The 17646-nt window shown below is 72.2% G+C and carries 10 protein-coding genes; 6 read left to right on the forward strand and 4 right to left on the reverse strand.

Features of this window, described 5'->3' with window-relative positions; translation table 11 throughout:
• Nucleotides 1-124 precede the first annotated feature (124 nt).
• The 4 genes from ACZ4UX_RS33975 to ACZ4UX_RS33990 all read left to right on the forward strand — a co-directional run bounded on the left by ACZ4UX_RS33975 (nt 125) and on the right by ACZ4UX_RS33990 (nt 11698).
• Entirely contained in the window at nt 125-7378 is a 7254-nt protein-coding gene (locus ACZ4UX_RS33975; protein WP_465709462.1) for an RHS repeat-associated core domain-containing protein, read from the forward strand.
• Nucleotides 7369-7683, forward strand: a complete 315-nt coding sequence (locus tag ACZ4UX_RS33980; protein WP_352292913.1) for a hypothetical protein — start codon at nt 7369-7371, stop codon at nt 7681-7683. The genes ACZ4UX_RS33975 and ACZ4UX_RS33980 overlap by 10 nt, the downstream gene beginning before the upstream one ends.
• A 318-nt stretch (nt 7684-8001) precedes the next feature.
• Nucleotides 8002-10572 (forward strand): collagenase, encoded by a 2571-nt coding sequence (locus tag ACZ4UX_RS33985; protein ID WP_465709463.1) that lies wholly within the window; start codon nt 8002-8004, stop codon nt 10570-10572.
• Between the two features lie 775 nt (nt 10573-11347).
• The gene (locus tag ACZ4UX_RS33990; protein WP_329485190.1) at nt 11348-11698 is read left to right on the forward strand and encodes a beta/gamma crystallin domain-containing protein; all 351 of its coding nucleotides are present in this window, start codon (nt 11348-11350) and stop codon (nt 11696-11698) included.
• A 64-nt stretch (nt 11699-11762) separates the two neighbouring features.
• On the opposite strand, the gene ACZ4UX_RS33995 is transcribed toward ACZ4UX_RS33990, so the two are convergent.
• The 4 genes from ACZ4UX_RS33995 to ACZ4UX_RS34010 all read right to left on the reverse strand — a co-directional run bounded on the left by ACZ4UX_RS33995 (nt 11763) and on the right by ACZ4UX_RS34010 (nt 15876).
• On the reverse strand, nt 11763-13139 hold the full coding sequence (locus ACZ4UX_RS33995; protein ID WP_465709464.1) for a glucose-6-phosphate dehydrogenase: 1377 nt from the start codon (nt 13137-13139) through the stop codon (nt 11763-11765).
• Nucleotides 13140-13492: 353 nt separating this feature from the next.
• Complete coding sequence (locus ACZ4UX_RS34000) at nt 13493-14035, reverse strand: hypothetical protein (RefSeq protein WP_465709465.1); 543 nt, start codon at nt 14033-14035, stop codon at nt 13493-13495.
• Complete coding sequence (locus ACZ4UX_RS34005) at nt 14004-15305, reverse strand: NucA/NucB deoxyribonuclease domain-containing protein (protein ID WP_465709466.1); 1302 nt, start codon at nt 15303-15305, stop codon at nt 14004-14006. Before ACZ4UX_RS34005 ends, ACZ4UX_RS34000 begins: the two co-directional genes overlap by 32 nt.
• Nucleotides 15306-15339: 34 nt before the next feature.
• The gene (locus tag ACZ4UX_RS34010) at nt 15340-15876 is read right to left on the reverse strand and encodes a hypothetical protein (protein ID WP_465709467.1); all 537 of its coding nucleotides are present in this window, start codon (nt 15874-15876) and stop codon (nt 15340-15342) included.
• 286 nt (nt 15877-16162) lie between these two features.
• Between ACZ4UX_RS34010 and ACZ4UX_RS34015 the strand changes: the two genes are divergently transcribed.
• The gene (locus ACZ4UX_RS34015; protein WP_465709468.1) at nt 16163-16351 is read left to right on the forward strand and encodes a hypothetical protein; all 189 of its coding nucleotides are present in this window, start codon (nt 16163-16165) and stop codon (nt 16349-16351) included.
• Between the two features lie 278 nt (nt 16352-16629).
• A complete protein-coding gene (locus tag ACZ4UX_RS34020) occupies nt 16630-17436 on the forward strand; it encodes an LPXTG cell wall anchor domain-containing protein (protein WP_465709469.1) in 807 nt (268 codons plus the stop codon).
• The last annotated feature ends 210 nt before the right edge of the window (nt 17437-17646 follow it).

Raw genomic sequence — 17646 nt, forward strand, 5'->3', positions numbered from 1 at the left:
CGGTCGGCCGAACGTGCCGTCAGCTGGTGATTCGTCAGTTCACCAGCTCTCTGATGTGCCTTCAGGGGGAATACGCATGCGCGCAGGACCGCGCGGAATTCGAGGTGCCCGGAAACGGGCCTGGATGGAACGGGCGACCGTCGCGATAGCGACGGCCGCCGTCTTCTCGTTGGCGACCCCGCTCGCCGTCGCCGACGTCGTCGGCGGCTATCAGTACACCGACAAGCTCTGGGGCGCGGACCCGCTCCCCGACCAGGCGAAGGTCCCGGGCAGCCCGGTGAGCGGCCGGGGGGCGGTCGTCCCGGCCCCCGCGATCCCGCCCGGTGCACGTGAGTTGGTCCCGCACGTGGTGAAGCCCGTGCAGTGGCCGGCGGCCGCGACCGCCACCGTCGACCTGGGGAACACCCCCGAGGTGCGCAGCCTGGCGGCGCCCGCCGGGAAGGCGAAGGCCGGCAGCCTGCCGGTCTCGGTCTCGCCCGCCGCCCCCGTGGCGCTCGGTGCCCGGGCCAAGTCCCTGGCGCCGTCGGTCGCCCCGCTCAGCGCCGTCTCCTCGGTCCGGGTGGACCTCGCCGACCGGGGCCGGGCCAAGCGGGCCGGCGTGGACGGCCTGCTGGTCGGCCTGGACCGGGCCGACGCCCGCGCGGAGAGCGGCAGCGTCGCGGTCTCCCTCGACTACGGCGGCATCGAGCAGGCGTACGGCGGTGGTTGGGCCTCCCGGCTGCAGCTGGTGGCGATGCCCGCGTGCGCGCTCACCACGCCGCAGCTCGCCGCCTGCCGCACCCGCACGCCGATCGAGGCGGTCAACGACCCGGTCGGCCGGAAGCTGAGCGGTACGGTCGTGCTCGCGGCGGCCGGTGGCGCCGCCGGGGCGGCGAAGCCGGGCAGCGCCTTCGCCGCCCCGGCGGCGCTGGCGGCCGCCCGGTCCGGCGGGGTCGCGGTGGCCGCCGTGGCGAGCAGCGGCGGGTCCCAGGGCGACTACGGCGCGACGTCGCTGTCCGCCTCGGGTGCCTGGTCCGCGTCCGCCTCGGGCGCGTTCACGTACCGGTACCCGATCACCGCGCCCCCGTCCCTGGGTGGCGCGGCGCCGACCGTCGGACTCGCCTACGACTCGCAGTCGGTGGACGGCGAGACCTCCGCGCGCAACTCGCAGTCGTCCTGGGTCGGTGACGGCTGGTCCTACAGCCCCGGCTTCATCGAGCGCTCGTACAAGACCTGCAAGGACCAGGGGATCGAGGACTCGGGCGACTCCTGCTGGGCCGGCTGGAACGCCACGATCTCGCTCGGCACCCACAACGGCCAGCTGCTGCGGGACTCGGACGGGACGTACCACCTCCAGACCGACGACGGCACCAGGATCGAGCGGCTGACCGGAGCCACCAACGGCCTCTGGCAGGGCGAGTACTTCAAGGTCACCACGACCGACGGCACCGCCTACTACCTCGGTCTCAACCACGCTCCCGGCGGCAGCACGGACGACGCCACCGGCAGCGCCTGGGGCATCCCGGTCTACCACCCCAAGTCGGACGATCCCTGCCACAGTTCGGACAAGGGCGACGACTCGCAGTGCGACAAGCCGGTCGGCTACCGGTTCAACCTGGACTTCGTGGTCGACCCGCACGGCAACGTGCAGCGCTACGACTGGTCGACCGAGTCGAACTACTACAACATGGGCTTCGGCCAGATCCCGGACGAGGACAAGGACGACAAGGGCGGCACCCTCACCCAGTACACCCGGGGCGGCCACCTCACCCAGATCTCCTACGGCTACCAGCTGGCGGACGCCCGGGCGGGCCGTGAGCCGGCCGCCAAGGTGGTCTTCCGCACGGCGCAGCGCTGCACCACCTCGGACAGCGTCTGCAAGGACGGCAACCTCTCCTCGGACACCGCCGCCAACTGGCCGGACACCCCGTACGACCTGAACTGCCCCTCCGACTGGAAGACCAAGATCGGGGAGGAGGGCGACACCGACGGCGTCTGCCTGCAGAGCGGTCCCACCTTCTGGCAGACGTACCGGCTGAAGGGCATCGACACCAAGGTCCGGACCTCCTCGGGCTGGCAGGACGTCGACAGCTACGAGCTGAAGCAGGTCTTCTCGGACGCCGGCGGCACCTACGACCCGGTCACCGGCAAGACCCAGGACCCGAAGTCCAGCGGCTCGCTGCAGTCGGTGATGTGGCTCTCGGAGATCGTCCACACGGGCAAGGACACCTCCGCCGGGGGCGACGACCCGATCTCCCTCGACCCGGTCACGTTCGTCGGCATCGAGACGGACAACCGGGTCGACGGCCTCACCCCGGCCGCCCCGCCGCTGTTCCACCCGCGGATCTCCAGCGTGCAGACCGAGACCGGCGAGTCCGTGGCGGTCACCTACCGGGCGCCGGAGTGCTCGCGCGAGAAGAACACCATGCCGGCCTCGGCCGACTCCAACACCATGGCCTGCTACCCGGTGTTCTGGAACACCCCGGGCGGTGTGGAGCCGATCGAGGACTGGTTCCACAAGACCCTGGTCTCCAAGGTCACCTCCAGCGACCGGACCAAGGCCGGCTCGCCCGCCAAGGTGACCGACTACAGCTACTCGGGCGGTGCCGCCTGGCACCGCGACGACTCCGAGCTGACCGACGACAAGCACCGGACGTGGAACGAGTTCCGCGGCTACCGGACCGTCACCACCACCACGGGCGCCGCCCCGGACCCGACCACCCAGAGCACCGTCTCCTACCTCCAGGGCATGGACGGCGACTACCGCAAGGACGGCACCCGGCGCAGCGCGAAGGTGACGAACTCGCTCGGCGAGGAGATCACCGACAGCGCCTGGCTGGCCGGCACCCCGTTCGAGAGCCAGGGCTTCACCAAGGCCGGCGGCACCGTCGTCACCAAGACGCTGACCGACGTGCCGGACTCGGTGGTCGTGGCGACCGCCGGGCGCACCGCGTGGACCTCGGAGGACCCGAAGCCGGACAAGCTCTCGACGCTGCCCGACCTGACGTCGCGCCGGGTGCGCTCCAGCGGCAGCCGTTCGCTCGGCCTGCTCAGTGACGACCGCACCTGGCGGACCTCCCGGAGCGGCACCACCTTCGACGACCTCGGCCGGATCTGGAAGGCCGACGAGCAGGGCGACCTGTCCGTGCCCTCCCAGCGGACCTGTACGGTCACGACCTACGCCGACGCGCCGTCGGCCAACCCGATGATGCTGGTCTACCCGAAGGAGACGCTCAGCCTCGCCGGCTCGTGCGACACGAAGCCGGGGAAGGGCACCACGCTCAGCCACAAGCGGGTCTACTACGACGGCGACGGGACGGTCACGAACCCCGGCACGCTGGGCCGGCTCGGCCAGCGCTCCGGTTCGCTCGGCCTGGTGACCGCCACCGAGTCGGTCACCGGCTACGACAAGGCCGGCAACCCGCAGTTCCAGGTGCTCGGCGCGATGGCGTACGACCGCTACGGGCGCGTCAGCGACAGCACCGACGCGGCCGGCCGGACCACCACGACCACGTACACGCCGGCCACCGGGCTGCTGCCGACCGCGGTGTCGACCGAGAACCCGCTGAAGTGGAAGGCGACCAGCACCGTCTCGCCGGGCCGCGGCTCGATCACCCACGCGGCCGACGTCAACGGCCGGGTCACCGACTCCGCCTACGACGCCCTCGGGCGCCGGGTGAAGGTGTGGATGCCGGGCCGGAACAAGGCGACCCAGTCGCCCGACCGGACCTTCGCGTACGCGGTCCACGGCGCCGGGGACAGCCCGGACCCGTCCACCGTCACCTCCAGGACGCTGCGCGAGGACGGCACCTACAGCACCGAGGTCACCTTCTACGACGGGACGCTGCAGGCGCGGCAGACCCAGACGACCACCGCGGACAACTCGGTGGGCCGGCTGGTCTCCTCGACCTTCTACGACTCCCACGGGTGGACCGTCTCCGCCATCGCGAGCTACTACGACGCGGCCAACGCGCCGGGCACCTCGATGTGGGCGGAGACCAACAAGACCGGCCCGGCGGTGACCCGGACGTCGTACGACGGCCAGGGCCGGCCGGTCACGGTCCAGCAGGTGTCCTTCGCGAGCACGCTCTGGCAGACCGCCACGACCTACCGGGGCGTGGACCGGGTGGACGTCACGCCGCCGCCCGGCGGCAAGGCGACCACGGCGTACACCGACGCGCTCGGCCGGCGGAGCTCGACCGTGGTGCGCGACACCACGCCGGACCGCAAGCTCACCGGCGGCAGCGTGATCGCCTCCGGGACCTCGGTGGTCTCCCGCAGCGTCCGCCTGGCCATGCAGGCCGACGGCAACCTGGTGCTGACCGCGCTGGTCGACGGGAAGTCCCTGTGGTCCTCCGGGACCGCCGGCCACCCCGGCGCGTACGCGAGCGTCCTCGCCGACGGCAGCCTCGTGGTGCTGGACACCACCGGGAAGACCACGCTCTGGACCAGCGCGAGCGGCGGGCACACCGGCGGCTACCTCAAGGTGCAGGGCGACGGCCGGGCCGTCATGTACGACGGCGCCAACACCCAGCTCTGGTCGGCCGGTACGGCGGGCACCGCGGCCGCGGACATCACCACCACCTTCGGCTACACCCCCCGCGGCCAGGTCGAGACGGTCAAGGACACGGTGGGCAACACCTGGTCCTACACCTACGACGTGCAGGGCCGGGTGGTGGCCCAGACCGACCCCGACAGCGGCAGCTCCAGCAGCACCTACGACCCGCTCGGCCGGGTGCTGACCGTCAAGGACGGCCGCGGCCAGGTGCTGTCGTACAGCTACGACGAACTCGGCCGCAAGACGGCGGAGTACACCGGTGACACGCCGGGCGACCCGGCGAAGGCGCTCGCCGAGTGGACGTACGACTCGCTCGGCAAGGGCATGCCGGTCTCGTCCACCCGCTACGTGGGCGGCAAGAGCGGCAGCGCCTACGTCAAGAAGGTCAACGGCTACAACGCGGTCGGCCAGCCGACCGGCACCACCACGGTGATCCCCGCGGTCGAGGGCAACCTCGCCGGGAGCTACAGCACGACGGCCTCCTACACCGAGACGGTCAGCCTGCTGGCGTCGACCACCTTCGGCACCGAGGCGGGCCTTCCCGCGGAGACGGTCGGCTACGGCTACAACCTCCAGGGCAAGCTGGTCGCGATGGGCACGCCCAGCCGGCCGTACATCGCCACCGTGGCCTACAGCCCGCAGGGCCAGGTCCTGCAGACCACCCTCGGGACACCGAGCAAGCAGCTGCGGACCGCGCAGACCTGGGACCAGGCCACCGGCCGGCTGGCCACCAACCGGGTCACGCTGCAGAGCAACACGGCCAACCCGATCTCGGCGACCACCTACGGGTACAACGCGGCGGGCAGCGTCACCGCGGTCTCCGACGTCCAGTCCAGCGGCGGCACCGACCGGGTCACCGACACCCAGTGCTTCGGCTACGACGCGCAGAACCGCCTGACCACCGCCTGGACGGACACCAAGGGCCTGGGCGCGGTCACGGCCGGGCAGCTCACCAAGTGCGCCACGGCGGCACCGTCGCCGGGCACCATCGGCGGGCCGTCCCCGTACTGGCTGGACTGGCAGTTCAACCAGCTCGGTGACCGGACCCAGCAGGTCGCCCACGATGTGAAGGGGGCGGCCACCAAGGACGTCACCCAGACCATCACCTACCCGGGCGCCGGCGTTGCTCCCGCGAAGAAGCCCAACGCGGCCAGTGCCGTCACCACCACCGGGCCGTCCGGCAGCACCACCGTCGTGCCCGACTACGACAGCGCCGGCAACACCAAGACCCGGACCGGGCCCGGCACCAGCCAGGCCTTCGAGTACAACGAGGAGGGCCGCACCAAGGCGGTCACCACCAACGGCACGGAGGCGGGCTACCTCTACGACGCCGACGGCAGCCTGCTGATCCAGCGCAACCCGGGGACCAACCTCCTCTACCTGTTCGGCGGCGCGGAGCAGCTCAGGCTCGACACCGTCAAGAAGACCGTCACCGGCCTGCGGTACTACCACAGCCCGGACGGCACGGTGATCGTCCGCTCCTCGGCCGGCACCGTCAGCTACCAGCCGACCACCCCGCACGGCACCGCCCAGCTCCAGGTCGACGGCGCGAGCCTGGCCGTCGTCCGGCGGGCGTACGACCCGTACGGGAACGCGCGCGGCGCCGCGCCCGCGGCCTGGGCCGACAACCGGGGCTACCTCGGCAAGCCCACGGATGCCACCAGCGGGCTGGACCTGCTCGGGGTGCGCGTCTACGACCCGATGATCGGACGGTTCCTCACCGTCGACCCGGTCTTCGAGTCGGGCGATCCCAACCAGATGGGCGGCTACGGGTACGCGGCCGGCAACCCCACCTCCGGCAGCGACCCCAACGGCCTCTGGTGGAGCTGGGGCGACGTCGGGAGCTTCTTCACCGGCGTCGGCGACTCGATCGTCGGCGACCCGTACCAGTGGAGCGTCAACACCCTCTCCGACTGCTGGAACTCCTTCGCCGACATCGCCAACGGCGACAACCAGGTGTTCAACGACATGTTCGGGTACTCCAACGAGTCCCCGTTCAGGCTCGGCCACACCGGGTACGTCGACGACACGCCGCTGGCGGACCTGTTCGAGGTGGACACCAGCTCCACCTCGTACTTCGCGGGCCAGGTCACCGGTGTGGTCGGCTCGTTCGCGATCGACGGCTACGGCGCGGTCAAGGCGATCAGCGGCGGCGTCAAGGCCGTCAAGGCGATCAAGACGGCGGTGTCCGAGGGAGAGGACGTCGTCAGCGCGGTCAAGAAGCTGCTCTCCGGCGACCTGCCCACCACCACCAAGGCGGACCCGGCTCCGACCACGCCGAAGACGGAGAAGCCGAGCAGCCCGAAGTCCGGCACCGGCAAGGGCGGCGACGACCCGGGCGCTCCGGCCTCCGAGACGCCGGCGGCCGGCAAGGACGCCGGGCGTCCCAGCGGCGGCGGCTCGCCCGACAGCGGGGGCGGCGGCACCGGTACCAAGGGGCCGAAGCCCGGCAAGGCGGAGGACACCCTGGCGGGGGCGAACCCCGGCGGCTACACCGACAACTGCGGCGCCTGCGCCCAGGCCGGCGACAGCCGTCTCGCGGGCACCCACGACGGTGCCACGGCCTGGGACAGCGGCATCCTCGCCCCGGAGGAACTGGAGTACAAGTACGACTCCCTGTTCCACATGACCGAGGGGGTCGACGACATCAGCCACCAGCTGACCGTGCTCGGCTACGGCACCCGGGGCATCGTGTTCGGCTGGACCGACGGCGTCGACGTCGGCCACTACTTCAACGTGGTGAACGACGCCGGTGTGATCAAGTTCCTCGACTACCAGAGCGAGACGCACGCCGTGACCTCGCAGTGGGAGAATCTCGAAATGATGATCACATGGTGGTGAGCCAGGAGAGGAAGCGGATGGTGAGCATGGACCAGGAGTCGGCCCGGCTGGCGGCGGACGCGTACTGCCGCGAGCGGGTCCGCGGCTGGGACGAGCGCGCGTACCGGCTGCGGATCGACGAGACGGTCGCGGTCGAGGGCGCCTACGTCTTCGGCTACCTGCCGACGGTCCCCGACGCGCGCGGGCGACTGCGGGTCGGCGGGAACCTCCCGGTGATCGTGGACCGGGAGACCGGCGCGTGCCGCTTCGTCGCCGGCGTCACGGAGTACTTCGCACTCCGGGACGCGGCGAAGCCGCAGGCCTGACCCCCCCCGAGGCCGGTGCCCGGGTGCGCTACGGCGCACCCGGGCACCGGCCTTTCGCCGTCGGCACCCGCCCGTGCGGCAGCCGGACGGACACGAACCTCCCATCCTCCCGGTCCCGGTGACCGACAGCCACCTCTCCCCGTCGTGGGCCCCGTCGGCGGCGGGGAGAGGTGGCCGCCCCCGGTATTGGCTGGAATCCTTCGCGCAATATGACCTGTGACATTGTTCTGATGCCCATTCGGTGGCAGGATCCGTGTCGATTTCCTTCGTTCAGCCCGACCTCACGTCAGGCTGCCCCCACTCGAAGAAGGACTCAGCGTGCAACTGCGCACACGGCTCTCCACCCTCGCGGCCGGCGTCATCGCCTGCTGCGCCACGGCCACCGCCGTGCTCCCGGCCCAGGCCTTCGCGGCACCCGCCGCCGACGGACCGATCCGAATCGCGACGGCCAGCCCGGCCCCGACGGCTACCCCGGCCGCCGCGGCCGCCTCGAAGCCGGCCGGCCCCTCGGGCCCCGGCGCGACGACGGCCCGGTCCGAGGACCTCGCCGCCCCCGCCGTCCCGATATCCCCGGCGCTGCTCAGCGAGACCCTCATGGGCGAGCCGGCCCCGGCCCGCCCCGATTCCGTGGCGGCGCGCTCCCGTTCGGCCGCGCTCGCGGGCGCCGCCGAACAGAGCTGCACCCCGGCCGACTTCGCCGCCCGCTCCGGTGCCGACCTGGTCGCGTTCCTCAAGAGCTCGACCACGGACTGCGTCTCCTCGCTGTTCAGCAACGGCAGCGCCGACCCGGGCATCTTCAAGCAGGCCCGGATGCTGCCCGTCGCCACCGCGTTCAAGGACCTGGCGGCCGGCTACACCGGCGACAACTCGACCGGCATCCTGCAACTGGTGCTCTTCCTGCGGGTGGGCTACTACATCCAGTCGTACTACCCCGACGCGACCGGCCCGTACGACGCCACGCTCACCAGCGGCGTCAAGGCCGGCCTGGACGCCTTCTTCGCCGGTGCCCGCTGGCACGACGTCACCGAGAACAACGGCGAGGTGCTCAGGGAGGTGCTGACGCTCACCGACAGCGCCAACGTCCAGGGCGCCTACCTGAGCGTCTACCAGCGGGTGCTGGACGACTTCGACAACTCCTACAACGCGGTGCCGAAGATGGTCGGGGCGGTCAACTCCGTGCTGCGGTTCCCGCTCTGGCGGGGCAACACGAACCCGGCCTTCGTCAGCGCGCTCGGCGCCGACCCGCGCCTCGTCACCTCCCTCGCGAACTTCGCGGTCAACCACAAGGACCTGCTCAGCGGCCCCAACGCCGTCCTCGACACCAACGCGGGCAACGACCTGGCCCGGATGGCCGGGACGAGCGCCACCGTCGAGGCGGTGGCCAAGCCGCTGGTCAAGCGGGTGCTGGACGCCGCGCCGCTCCTCACGGCCGACGCGCCGCTGTACGTCCACACGGCCTTCCAGGCCACCGTCTACGACAACGGCCAGTGCTCGTACTACGGCATCTGCGACCTGCCCGCCAAGCTCACCGCGGTGGTCCTGCCGCACCAACTGGTCTGCGACAACCGCACCATCCAGACCCAGGCGCTGTCGGCCGCCGAGCTGGCCACCGTCTGCGCCAGCCTGCGCAACGAGGACGCGTTCTTCCACAACGTGGTCAAGGACAACGGTCCGATCCCGAACCAGTACGACAAGACCGTCACCCTCGGGGTCTTCGCCAACAAGACCGACTACACCACCTACTCGTGGGCGATCTTCGGCAACTCGACCGACAACGGCGGCCAGACGGTCATGGACCCGACCGACCCGAACAACCGGGCCGCGAACGTCATGTACCAGAAGGCGTGGAACAACGGCGACCCCGCCCGGGTGTGGAACCTCAACCACGAGTACACCCACTACCTCGACGGCATCTACGACATGAAGGGCAGCTTCGCCACCCAGACGTCCGTCCCGGACATCTGGTGGGTCGAGGGCCTCGCCGAGTACATGTCCTACAGCTACCGCGCCACCACCGACACCGACGCGATGGCCCAGGCCGCCGCGCACACCTACAAGCTCAGCACGGTCTTCCAGAACACCTACGGCAACTCGGACTCGACCCGCGTCTACGCCTGGGGCTACCTGGCGGTCCGGTACATGCTGGAGAAGCACCCCGCCGACGTCCAGGCCATGCTGGCCCGCTTCCGGGTCGGCGACTACACCGGCGGCTACGCGGTCTACAACGGTCTCGGCACCTCCTACGACGCCGACTTCGACGCCTGGCTCACCGCCTGCGCCGCCGGGGCCTGCTACGCGGCGGGCCCGACCGCGCTGTTCGACACGTCGGTGAACGGCGCGACCGTCAGCGCGACCGAGCGGTCCGTCCAGACCGGCCCGGGGCGGATCACCGCGTGGCACTGGACCTTCGGCGACGGCACCTCCTCGGACGAGCGCAACCCGAGCCACACCTACGCGACCGCCGGCACCTACACGGTCGCCCTGACCGCGACCGACACCACCGGCAAAGCCGCCACCACCCCGGCCTCGGTCACCGTGACCGCCGCCCCGGTCACCCTGCCGAACTGCACCGAGCAGCGCGCCGACGCGATGGGCCGGAACTGCTCGCGCACCGGCCGCGCCGCGACCGCCGGCAGCACCGACTACCTGTACGTCTACCTGCCGGCCGGCACCTCCACGCTCAAGGTCACCACCTCCGGCGGCACCGGCACCACGCACCTGTACTACAACCCGGGCACCTGGGCCTCGCCCAGCGCCTTCACCGCCTCCTCCACCGGCACCGGGACCACCCAGTCCCTCACCGTCACCAACCCGACCGCCGGCTACCGCTACCTCAGCCTGTACGCCGTCACCGACTTCAGCGGCGTCACGGTCAGCACCCAGTTCTGACCTCGCGGGCGGCCCCGCCGTCGGACGTGGACCGCTTCGGTGCGGAAGCCCCGAAGACCAGCAGGCCCCGGCAGTGCCCTGCCGGGGCCGACCTGGTCTTCTCGGGACCACCGCAGAACCTACCGGTGGGCACTGACATCCGCGCGGCGGAGCTTCCCACCCGGGGCCCCGGGGGGTCAGGGACGGTGGCACGGACGCTCCCGGTTCACCGCGACGGCGCTCCTCCGTACTCTGCTCCCGGCCGGCACGGCCGCCGGAGGAGCCGGTCGGCAGGGGTGGCCGGCGGGAAGATGGCCGATTCCGGGCATTTGACGGTCCGTTTTCGCCCGGTGTTCCCGCTGTTCCGTGGAATGGCTTCGCGGCGAAGATGTGAAGGATAGGTCGTACGTCTGCGGAACGCCTCTGGTGCGGACGGGCGGTGGCGGATTCCACTCATCCATCGACCGGCCGCCGCGGCCCCGCGTCCCACCGCCCGGTCCGGCCGGCCGGTGGCGCTCCCGTTTCCCCAGGTCGGGCGGGAAGGATCGACGCGAGTGCCGGTCGCGCGGGGGGCGGCCGTGGCGCGCCGCCGGTCACCACTCATGTCCCAGCGGTCCCGACGGCCCCGTCCGGTACGAGGAAAGCCGGAGGGATGTGACCGATACGCGGTCAGTTCGTCAGGGCCGTCATTGACCACGCCGCCGGCCGCCCCAATGCTGGGTCGAGTACGACTCAACCGGAGATCGGTCGAGTTGTACGTATCCGATTCGGTTTTCGATTCGTCCGAGGAGAATTCGTGATCTCTAAAACGAGGAAGTTCGTGAGTGCCGCGGCCGCCACCTTCGCCGCGGCGGCCGCGTTGACGGTGGCGGTGCCGTCCAGCGCGTACGCCATCGACCACGTCGAGTGCCGGGGAGGCGAGAACTTCCTGAAGATCTGGTCGCACCTCGACGGGCGACAGAGCGTGGACTGCTACGCGAACGGGGGCCGCACCGACTTCGGCAGCTGGTGGGTCGACCGGATCTCCACCGGGAACAACGACCTGATCTACTACGACGCCAACGGTGACTCGGTCAGGATCAACCGGTGGACCGACATCACGTTCCCGAACCGTCCGCCGAAGGTGAAGTCCATCGAGATCCTCTGACGGACCGCAGTTCGGACGCGCCGCACCGCCGACCGGCCGGCCGGCGGTGCGGCGCGTGGTGAACCTACGGGTGGGGGCTGGAGAGCCAGGGCGGCCGCCAGGTGGTGCGGCCGAGGCCCGGGGTGGGTCCCCAGGTCCCGCGCGCGTACGGCACGGGCGCCGGCGGGTGGTCCACCAGGGGCTGGATCACCCGCCAGGTCTCCTCCACGACGTCCTGCCGGGTGAACAGCGAACGGTCGCCGGTCAGCGCGTCGTTGAGGAGCCGCTCGTAGGGCTCGGGGGGCCTGCCGAGTTCGGCGGCGAAGGACAGGCTGAGGTGGACGCTCCGGGCCGAGCGGCCGGATGCCTCCTTCGAGAGCATGCCCAGCCGCAGCGCCGGGTCCGGGTCGATCCGCAGGACGAGTTCGTTGGCGTCGGGGTGCGCGGGCTGGTCCAGGAAGGCGAGCCGTGGCGGGCGCTTGAAGACCACCCGTACCTCGGTGGCCCTGGCGGCCAGGGCCTTGCCGGCCCTGATGGAGAAGGGCACTCCGCTCCACCGCCAGTTGTCCACCTCCAGGCCGAGTTCGACGTAGGTCTCGGTCACCGAGCCGGACTTGACGCCGGGTACGTCGAGGTAGCCCTCGTACTGGCCGCGCAGGCAGTGCGCCGGATCGACGTCCGCCGTCGCGCGGAAGACATCGACCCTCCGGTCCCACAGCGCGTCCGGGCCGGGGCCGACCGGCGCCTCCATCGCGACCAGGGCGAGCACCTGGAGGAGGTGGTTCTGGACCACGTCGCGCAGCGCGCCGACCGGGTCGTAGAACGCTCCCCGGTCCTCCACGCCGAAGTCCTCGGCCATGGTGATCTGCACGGCCGCCACGTGGTCGCGGTTCCAGACCGGTTCGAGCAGCGAGTTGGCGAACCGCAGGAACTGGATGTCCAGCACGGGCTGCTTGCCGAGGAAGTGGTCGATGCGCAGGATGCGGTCCTCGGGCAGCACCCGGTGCAGCCGTGCGTTGAGGGCCCTGGCGGAGGCCAGGTCATGGCCGAAGGGCTTCTCCAGCATCACCGTGGCGTGCGCGGTGAGGCCCGCCGCCGCCAGCGCCTCCACGACCGGGCCGAACAGCGAGGGCGGGATCTCCAGGTAGAAGAGCGGCCTGGCGGCGCCCTCCAGCAGCGCGTTCAGCGCCTGGTAGGTGGCCGGGTCGGTGAAGTCGCCCCGCAGGTAGGAGAGCCGTCGGGCCAGCCGTTCGAGCGGCCCGGCCGCCACCTCCTCACCGGCTGTCCGCAGGGCCTCGCGCAGGGAGGCGACCAGGTGGTCGTGCGACCAGTCCTCCAGGGCCACGCCGATGATCGGGCAGTCCAGGAGGCCGGCCGCCTCCAGGCGGTAGAGCGATCGGAAGGTCATCTTGTGCGCGAGGTCGCCGGTGATGCCGAAGATCACCAGGGCGTCGGCGGTCACCGCCGCGCTCCCGGCCGCACGGATCCACGCCCGCCCGGCCGGCCGCGGCGGGCCGCCCGGGCGCCGGTCGCCTCACCCGGCCCGGCCCCTGGCCACGCGGAACCGTCGGACGGCCCCCGCCGCTGCGGCACTCGCACCGGGGCGGTCTCCGTGAGAACTCCGCCGGGGCCCCTCAGGTGCGCCCGGCCCGGCCCCGACTGACGATCGCTCATGGAGGGACGATATAACCCGACGTGTCGACTTGCTCGCACGGCGGAGCGGCGCCGCGCCTCGGGTCGCCGGTCACCGGTCCCGGCGCCCACCGGACGGCCCCCGGCTGCCGCGAGCCGCCCGGGCGGTGCGCACGAGGATCATCACGGGTGCCGGTGGGGCCACAGCTGGAGCAGCCAGTGCTCGGCCCGGTGGGGGAGGAGGGACGGGGTGGGGTGGAGGGCGCCGCGGTGGGCGGCGAGCGTGTAGCGGCCGGGTGGGAGCGGCAGCGCGGCGGCGGCCGCGAGGTGGGAGACACCGGAGGTGAGGGCGAGGCGGCCGCCTTCGAGGTCGACGGTGAGCCGGATGTGCTGGGGCCAGTGGCCGGGCGGGGCCGGGGGCCGGGCCGTCCAGTACTGGAGGGTGACGTGGGGGTAGTGGTCGGACAGGGCGCTGTTGAAGGTGACGGTGCCGCCCGCGGTGGTCGCGAGCCGGCCGGGGCCCGGGGTGGGCGGCCGGTCGTCGGCGTCGCCGCTGGGCGGGGCGGCGGTGTCGACGAGGTGGAAGAGGTGGTTCTCCGCGCGCACCTCGATGGCGAGTTTGGCGGCGAGTTTGGCGGCGGGTTCGCCGACGGGTGCGGCCGGGGGCCGGTCGGCGCGCGGGTCCACGAGCGGGTCAGGGGTCGATCTGGACGTGGAACGGGTCATTGGTGAAGTCGCTGCCGAGGATGCGCCGGTTCTGGTAGAAGCCGCTGAGCCGGCCGCCGGAGCCGCGGTTGTCCCAGTCGTGGATGGGTTCGACGCTGTAGTTCTTGAGGTTGTCGTCGGCGCCTTCGAGGGTCGACGCGAAGGGGTACTCGTCACAGTCCAGGCCTTCGTGGGCGTAGTCGGGGAAGTACTTCAGGCAGGCGGCGACGGCGACGACGCGGTGCGCGTCGATGGCGCTCTGGTCGGCGACGCGGTGCAGCGGGGCCGCGCCGGGGGCGCCGGGGATCTGCTTGTTCGGCGCTTCGGGGACGGTCTGGTCGGGGTGGTACTGGGCGGTGACGATGTGGTCGGCGGACTCGGGGTGGTCGGCGCGGTGGAGGTGCAGGGTCTCGGTGACCCAGGGGAAGACGCAGCCCTCACCGGAGGCGGTGCTGACGAGGTAGGAGGCGGAGTCGCAGCGGATGCCGCTGTTGGGGCCGTCGTAGGGGTTGGCCGCGCCCTCGCCGATGACCGAGACGTGCGCGGCGAGGTCGGCGTAGCTGATGAGGGCGCTGCCGATGCCGCCGGCGGAGTCCTGGCGGAAGGAGTAGTAGCGGCTGGTGACCGAGCCCTCGGCGGCCCACAGCCCGATCGGCTGGACGTAGGGGCCGCCGAAGCCGCTGTCGACGACGCAGGGGCCGAACCCGGGCCGGGCGGTGCAGGTGACGTCGACGCTGAGCGGTACCTCGGCGATGTCGCCTTCGAGCCGCCAGTTGTCGAGGACCTGGACGACGTCGACCTCGCGGCGGACGTTGTGGCCGTACTGGACGTCGGTCATCTCGGCGTCCGCGCTGCCGGTGACGGAGCAGAAGATCCACCAGCAGGTGACGTGGGTGGGGTGGAGGTGGAAGGCCTGGCAGGTGGCGAACCGCGATTTGCCGTACCCCTGGTCGTGGAAGGCGGCGTCCTGCTCGCGGCACTCGTAGGCGGGCAGGTCGTCCTGGCCGGAGCGCTTGGCGGTGCGGGGGGCGTGGTTCTCGTGGGGACCGGGCTCCATGGCGCGGATGCGCCCGAGGAGCTGGTCGAGGGGCTGTTCGTGGCCGGGTTCGGTCAGGGGGACGTGGGCGGGGGCCAGCAGGACGTAGTCCCGGCGTGCGGCGGCGTCGCCGGCGCCCGCCGCGCGGGCGGGGGTGACGGCGACGGCGGTGGCCAGCGTCAGCAGCGCCGTGACGAGGGCGGTCACGGCGCCGCGCCGGCGGGGCCGGCGGTGGGTGGGGCGGTCCGAGCGCATCGTTGCCTCGATTCCTGTTCTGGGAGTCCGGGGCTCAGGAGCGGGGGTCGATGCGCCACCCGCGGGGGTCGCCGATCACCTCGGTGGAGGTGTCGGTGATGACCTGCCGGGTGTAGGAGTCGCGGAAGAGCCGGTGCTTCACGTCGAACGCGGTGAGGTCGTTCGCGCACGTGCCGCTGGGGTAGCAGTGGTCGACGCGGATCTTCAGGACGACGGTCCGGTAGTCGGGCGTCTGGTCCTGGTTCTGGAACCAGGCGCGGATCCTCCAGCCGGCCAGACCGTAGCCGCGGTTCGGTGCGGCCTGGGCGACGTCGAACGTCCACTCGTTGGCGGGCGTGAAGGCGCACGCGTTGAGCGAGGCGTCCACCTCCGCGGCGCGCTCCCAGTCGCCGTAGCGGTTGAGCGCTTGCAGGTGGTAGGTGGGGGAGGGGGCGCACGCGGTGGCGGCCTGGTCGGCCCGCGCGGTGGTGCCGGGCGTGAAGGCGGTCGCGGCGGCGATCGTCAGGGCGGCGGCCGCGAGGCGGAGCGCCGTGCGGGGGGTCGTGCTGTTCATCCGGGTCGTGCCCTTCATCCGGCTTCTCCTCGCTTGACTGTTCGTGGACTACCCATTGAACGTGACATCCAGTCATCGCGCGGACACATGCTGTCATCCGAGTGGATCGCCTTCGCCCGCGCGCGCCCTGGTTCGCGCCGTCCCCCGGCCGGGCCGGGCCCGGGTCCCGCCGAGGGGGCGGGGCGGGGACCGTCCGTTCCGCTCGGCGCCGGGGTGCGGGGGCGAGGCGGCCGGACGTGCCCGCGCCGGCCGGCCGCAGTAGCGTGGGCGGTCGGCTTCCGAACAAGGCAACGAGGAGGTAGCAGTGTCAGTCGTGAATCGTGACCTCTCCACACTCGGCGGCTCGCTCGAACGGGTGGCCCGGCCCCCGGACGGGACGGTCGCGGACCGGGCCCGCGAGGTCATCTCCGCCTACGCCCGCGACCTGGAGGACGAGCAGCTGCTCCTGGCCGTGCTCGGTCTGGAGGAACCGGCCGAGCGGACGGCCCCCTGAGGCACGGCCCTCGGCAGGGGGGCAGCCCACCCGCTGGCCCCTCGCATCGCGCCGGAGGGCTCGGCGGTCCGGCCGTCGGTGGCCCCGGTGGTCGGTGGCGCCCCGTAGTCGGGGGCGATGCGGCGGTCGGCGCTCACAGTGGTGGTGTCCGAACTGTTACGTCCGGGGTGTGACGCGTGGGACGGCGACGGCGCTGAGGGACATGAGACGACCGTGACCGGTCCGGTCGGACCGGTCGGCGTCCCCTCTGCGACCACCTCTGACAGCGAATGGTGACCATGCGCGCTTCCCTCACTACCCGCGCCGTTCTCACGGCGGCGGCCGCCGGCCTCCTGATCCTCCCCACCGCGCCTTCGGCCTTCGCCACCGCCGGCACCTACACCGTCCCCGTCCACCAGGACCTTCCCGTCACGGCCGCCGGCTTCGGCGAGCACGAGGCGAAGTGCGGGTCGATCGGCGCCGACCAGGACGGCTGGCACTTCGTCCTCCCGGGGAACTCGACGGACTTCGTCAAGCTCACGGTGTCCTTCGACAACGGCGCGCCGCAGGTGGTGACCGTGTTCGGGCCGCCGACGGGCAAGCACGCCTATGTCGGATCCGCCCCGGGCGCCAAGCTGACCTCGGCCAGCGCGGAGGTGACGGGCGGCGAGGTGAAGTGGTTCAACCTCTCGCACACCTGCCCGGCGGTGCGCACCACCGCGAGCCCGACGCCGTCCACGCCCACGCCGTCCGCCTCCACCACTCCGTCGGCCTCGAACACCCCGTCGGCCTCCACCTCGCCGAGCGTCTCCACCTCGCCGGTCGCCACGACGACCGCTTCCATCTCCGCGTCGCCCACCGGCAAGGCCTCCTCCGGCCCCACCGCGACGGTCGGCCCCTCGACGGGTTCGACCACCGGCGTGACCGCGGGCGAGTCGGCCCCGCCCTCGCTCTCGGCTTCGCCCTCGGGGTCGGTGGCGGCGAGTGGTTCGGACCGCCTGGCCTCGACCGGCGCGAACGTCGGCCTGACCCTGCTCGCCGCCGTCGTGCTGGTCGGGGCGGGCTCCGTCCTGGTCATGCGCCGCCGCAAGGCGGGCCGGCACTGACCTGACCGTCGTCCGACACGGTGCGGGCGGGGCGGGCGACCGGCCGGTCCCGCCCGCACCCTCCCGAGCCGGTCGGGCGGCGGACGCGCCCCGCCCGGGCGGCCGTGCTACGGCAGGCGGGGTCGGGGCGCGGTCGGGGCTTCGGCTGTCCCCGGGGCGGGTCGGTCGTGCGGGTCGGTCGTGCGGGTCGGTCGGTCGGGTCGGTCGGGC

The organism is Kitasatospora sp. NPDC028961 (assembly GCF_055564815.1).

What these genes read in the sequence shown, in the direction of transcription:
- ACZ4UX_RS33975 (WP_465709462.1), top strand. Translation starts at nt 125, where the DNA reads ATGGAACGGGCGACCGTCGCGATAGCGACGGCCGCCGTCTTCTCGTTG.
- ACZ4UX_RS34010 (WP_465709467.1), bottom strand. Translation starts at nt 15,876, where the DNA reads ATGAAGGGCACGACCCGGATGAACAGCACGACCCCCCGCACGGCGCTC.
- ACZ4UX_RS34000 (WP_465709465.1), bottom strand. Translation starts at nt 14,035, where the DNA reads ATGACCCGTTCCACGTCCAGATCGACCCCTGACCCGCTCGTGGACCCG.
- ACZ4UX_RS33980 (WP_352292913.1), top strand. Translation starts at nt 7,369, where the DNA reads ATGGTGGTGAGCCAGGAGAGGAAGCGGATGGTGAGCATGGACCAGGAG.
- ACZ4UX_RS34005 (WP_465709466.1), bottom strand. Translation starts at nt 15,305, where the DNA reads ATGCGCTCGGACCGCCCCACCCACCGCCGGCCCCGCCGGCGCGGCGCC.
- ACZ4UX_RS34020 (WP_465709469.1), top strand. Translation starts at nt 16,630, where the DNA reads ATGCGCGCTTCCCTCACTACCCGCGCCGTTCTCACGGCGGCGGCCGCC.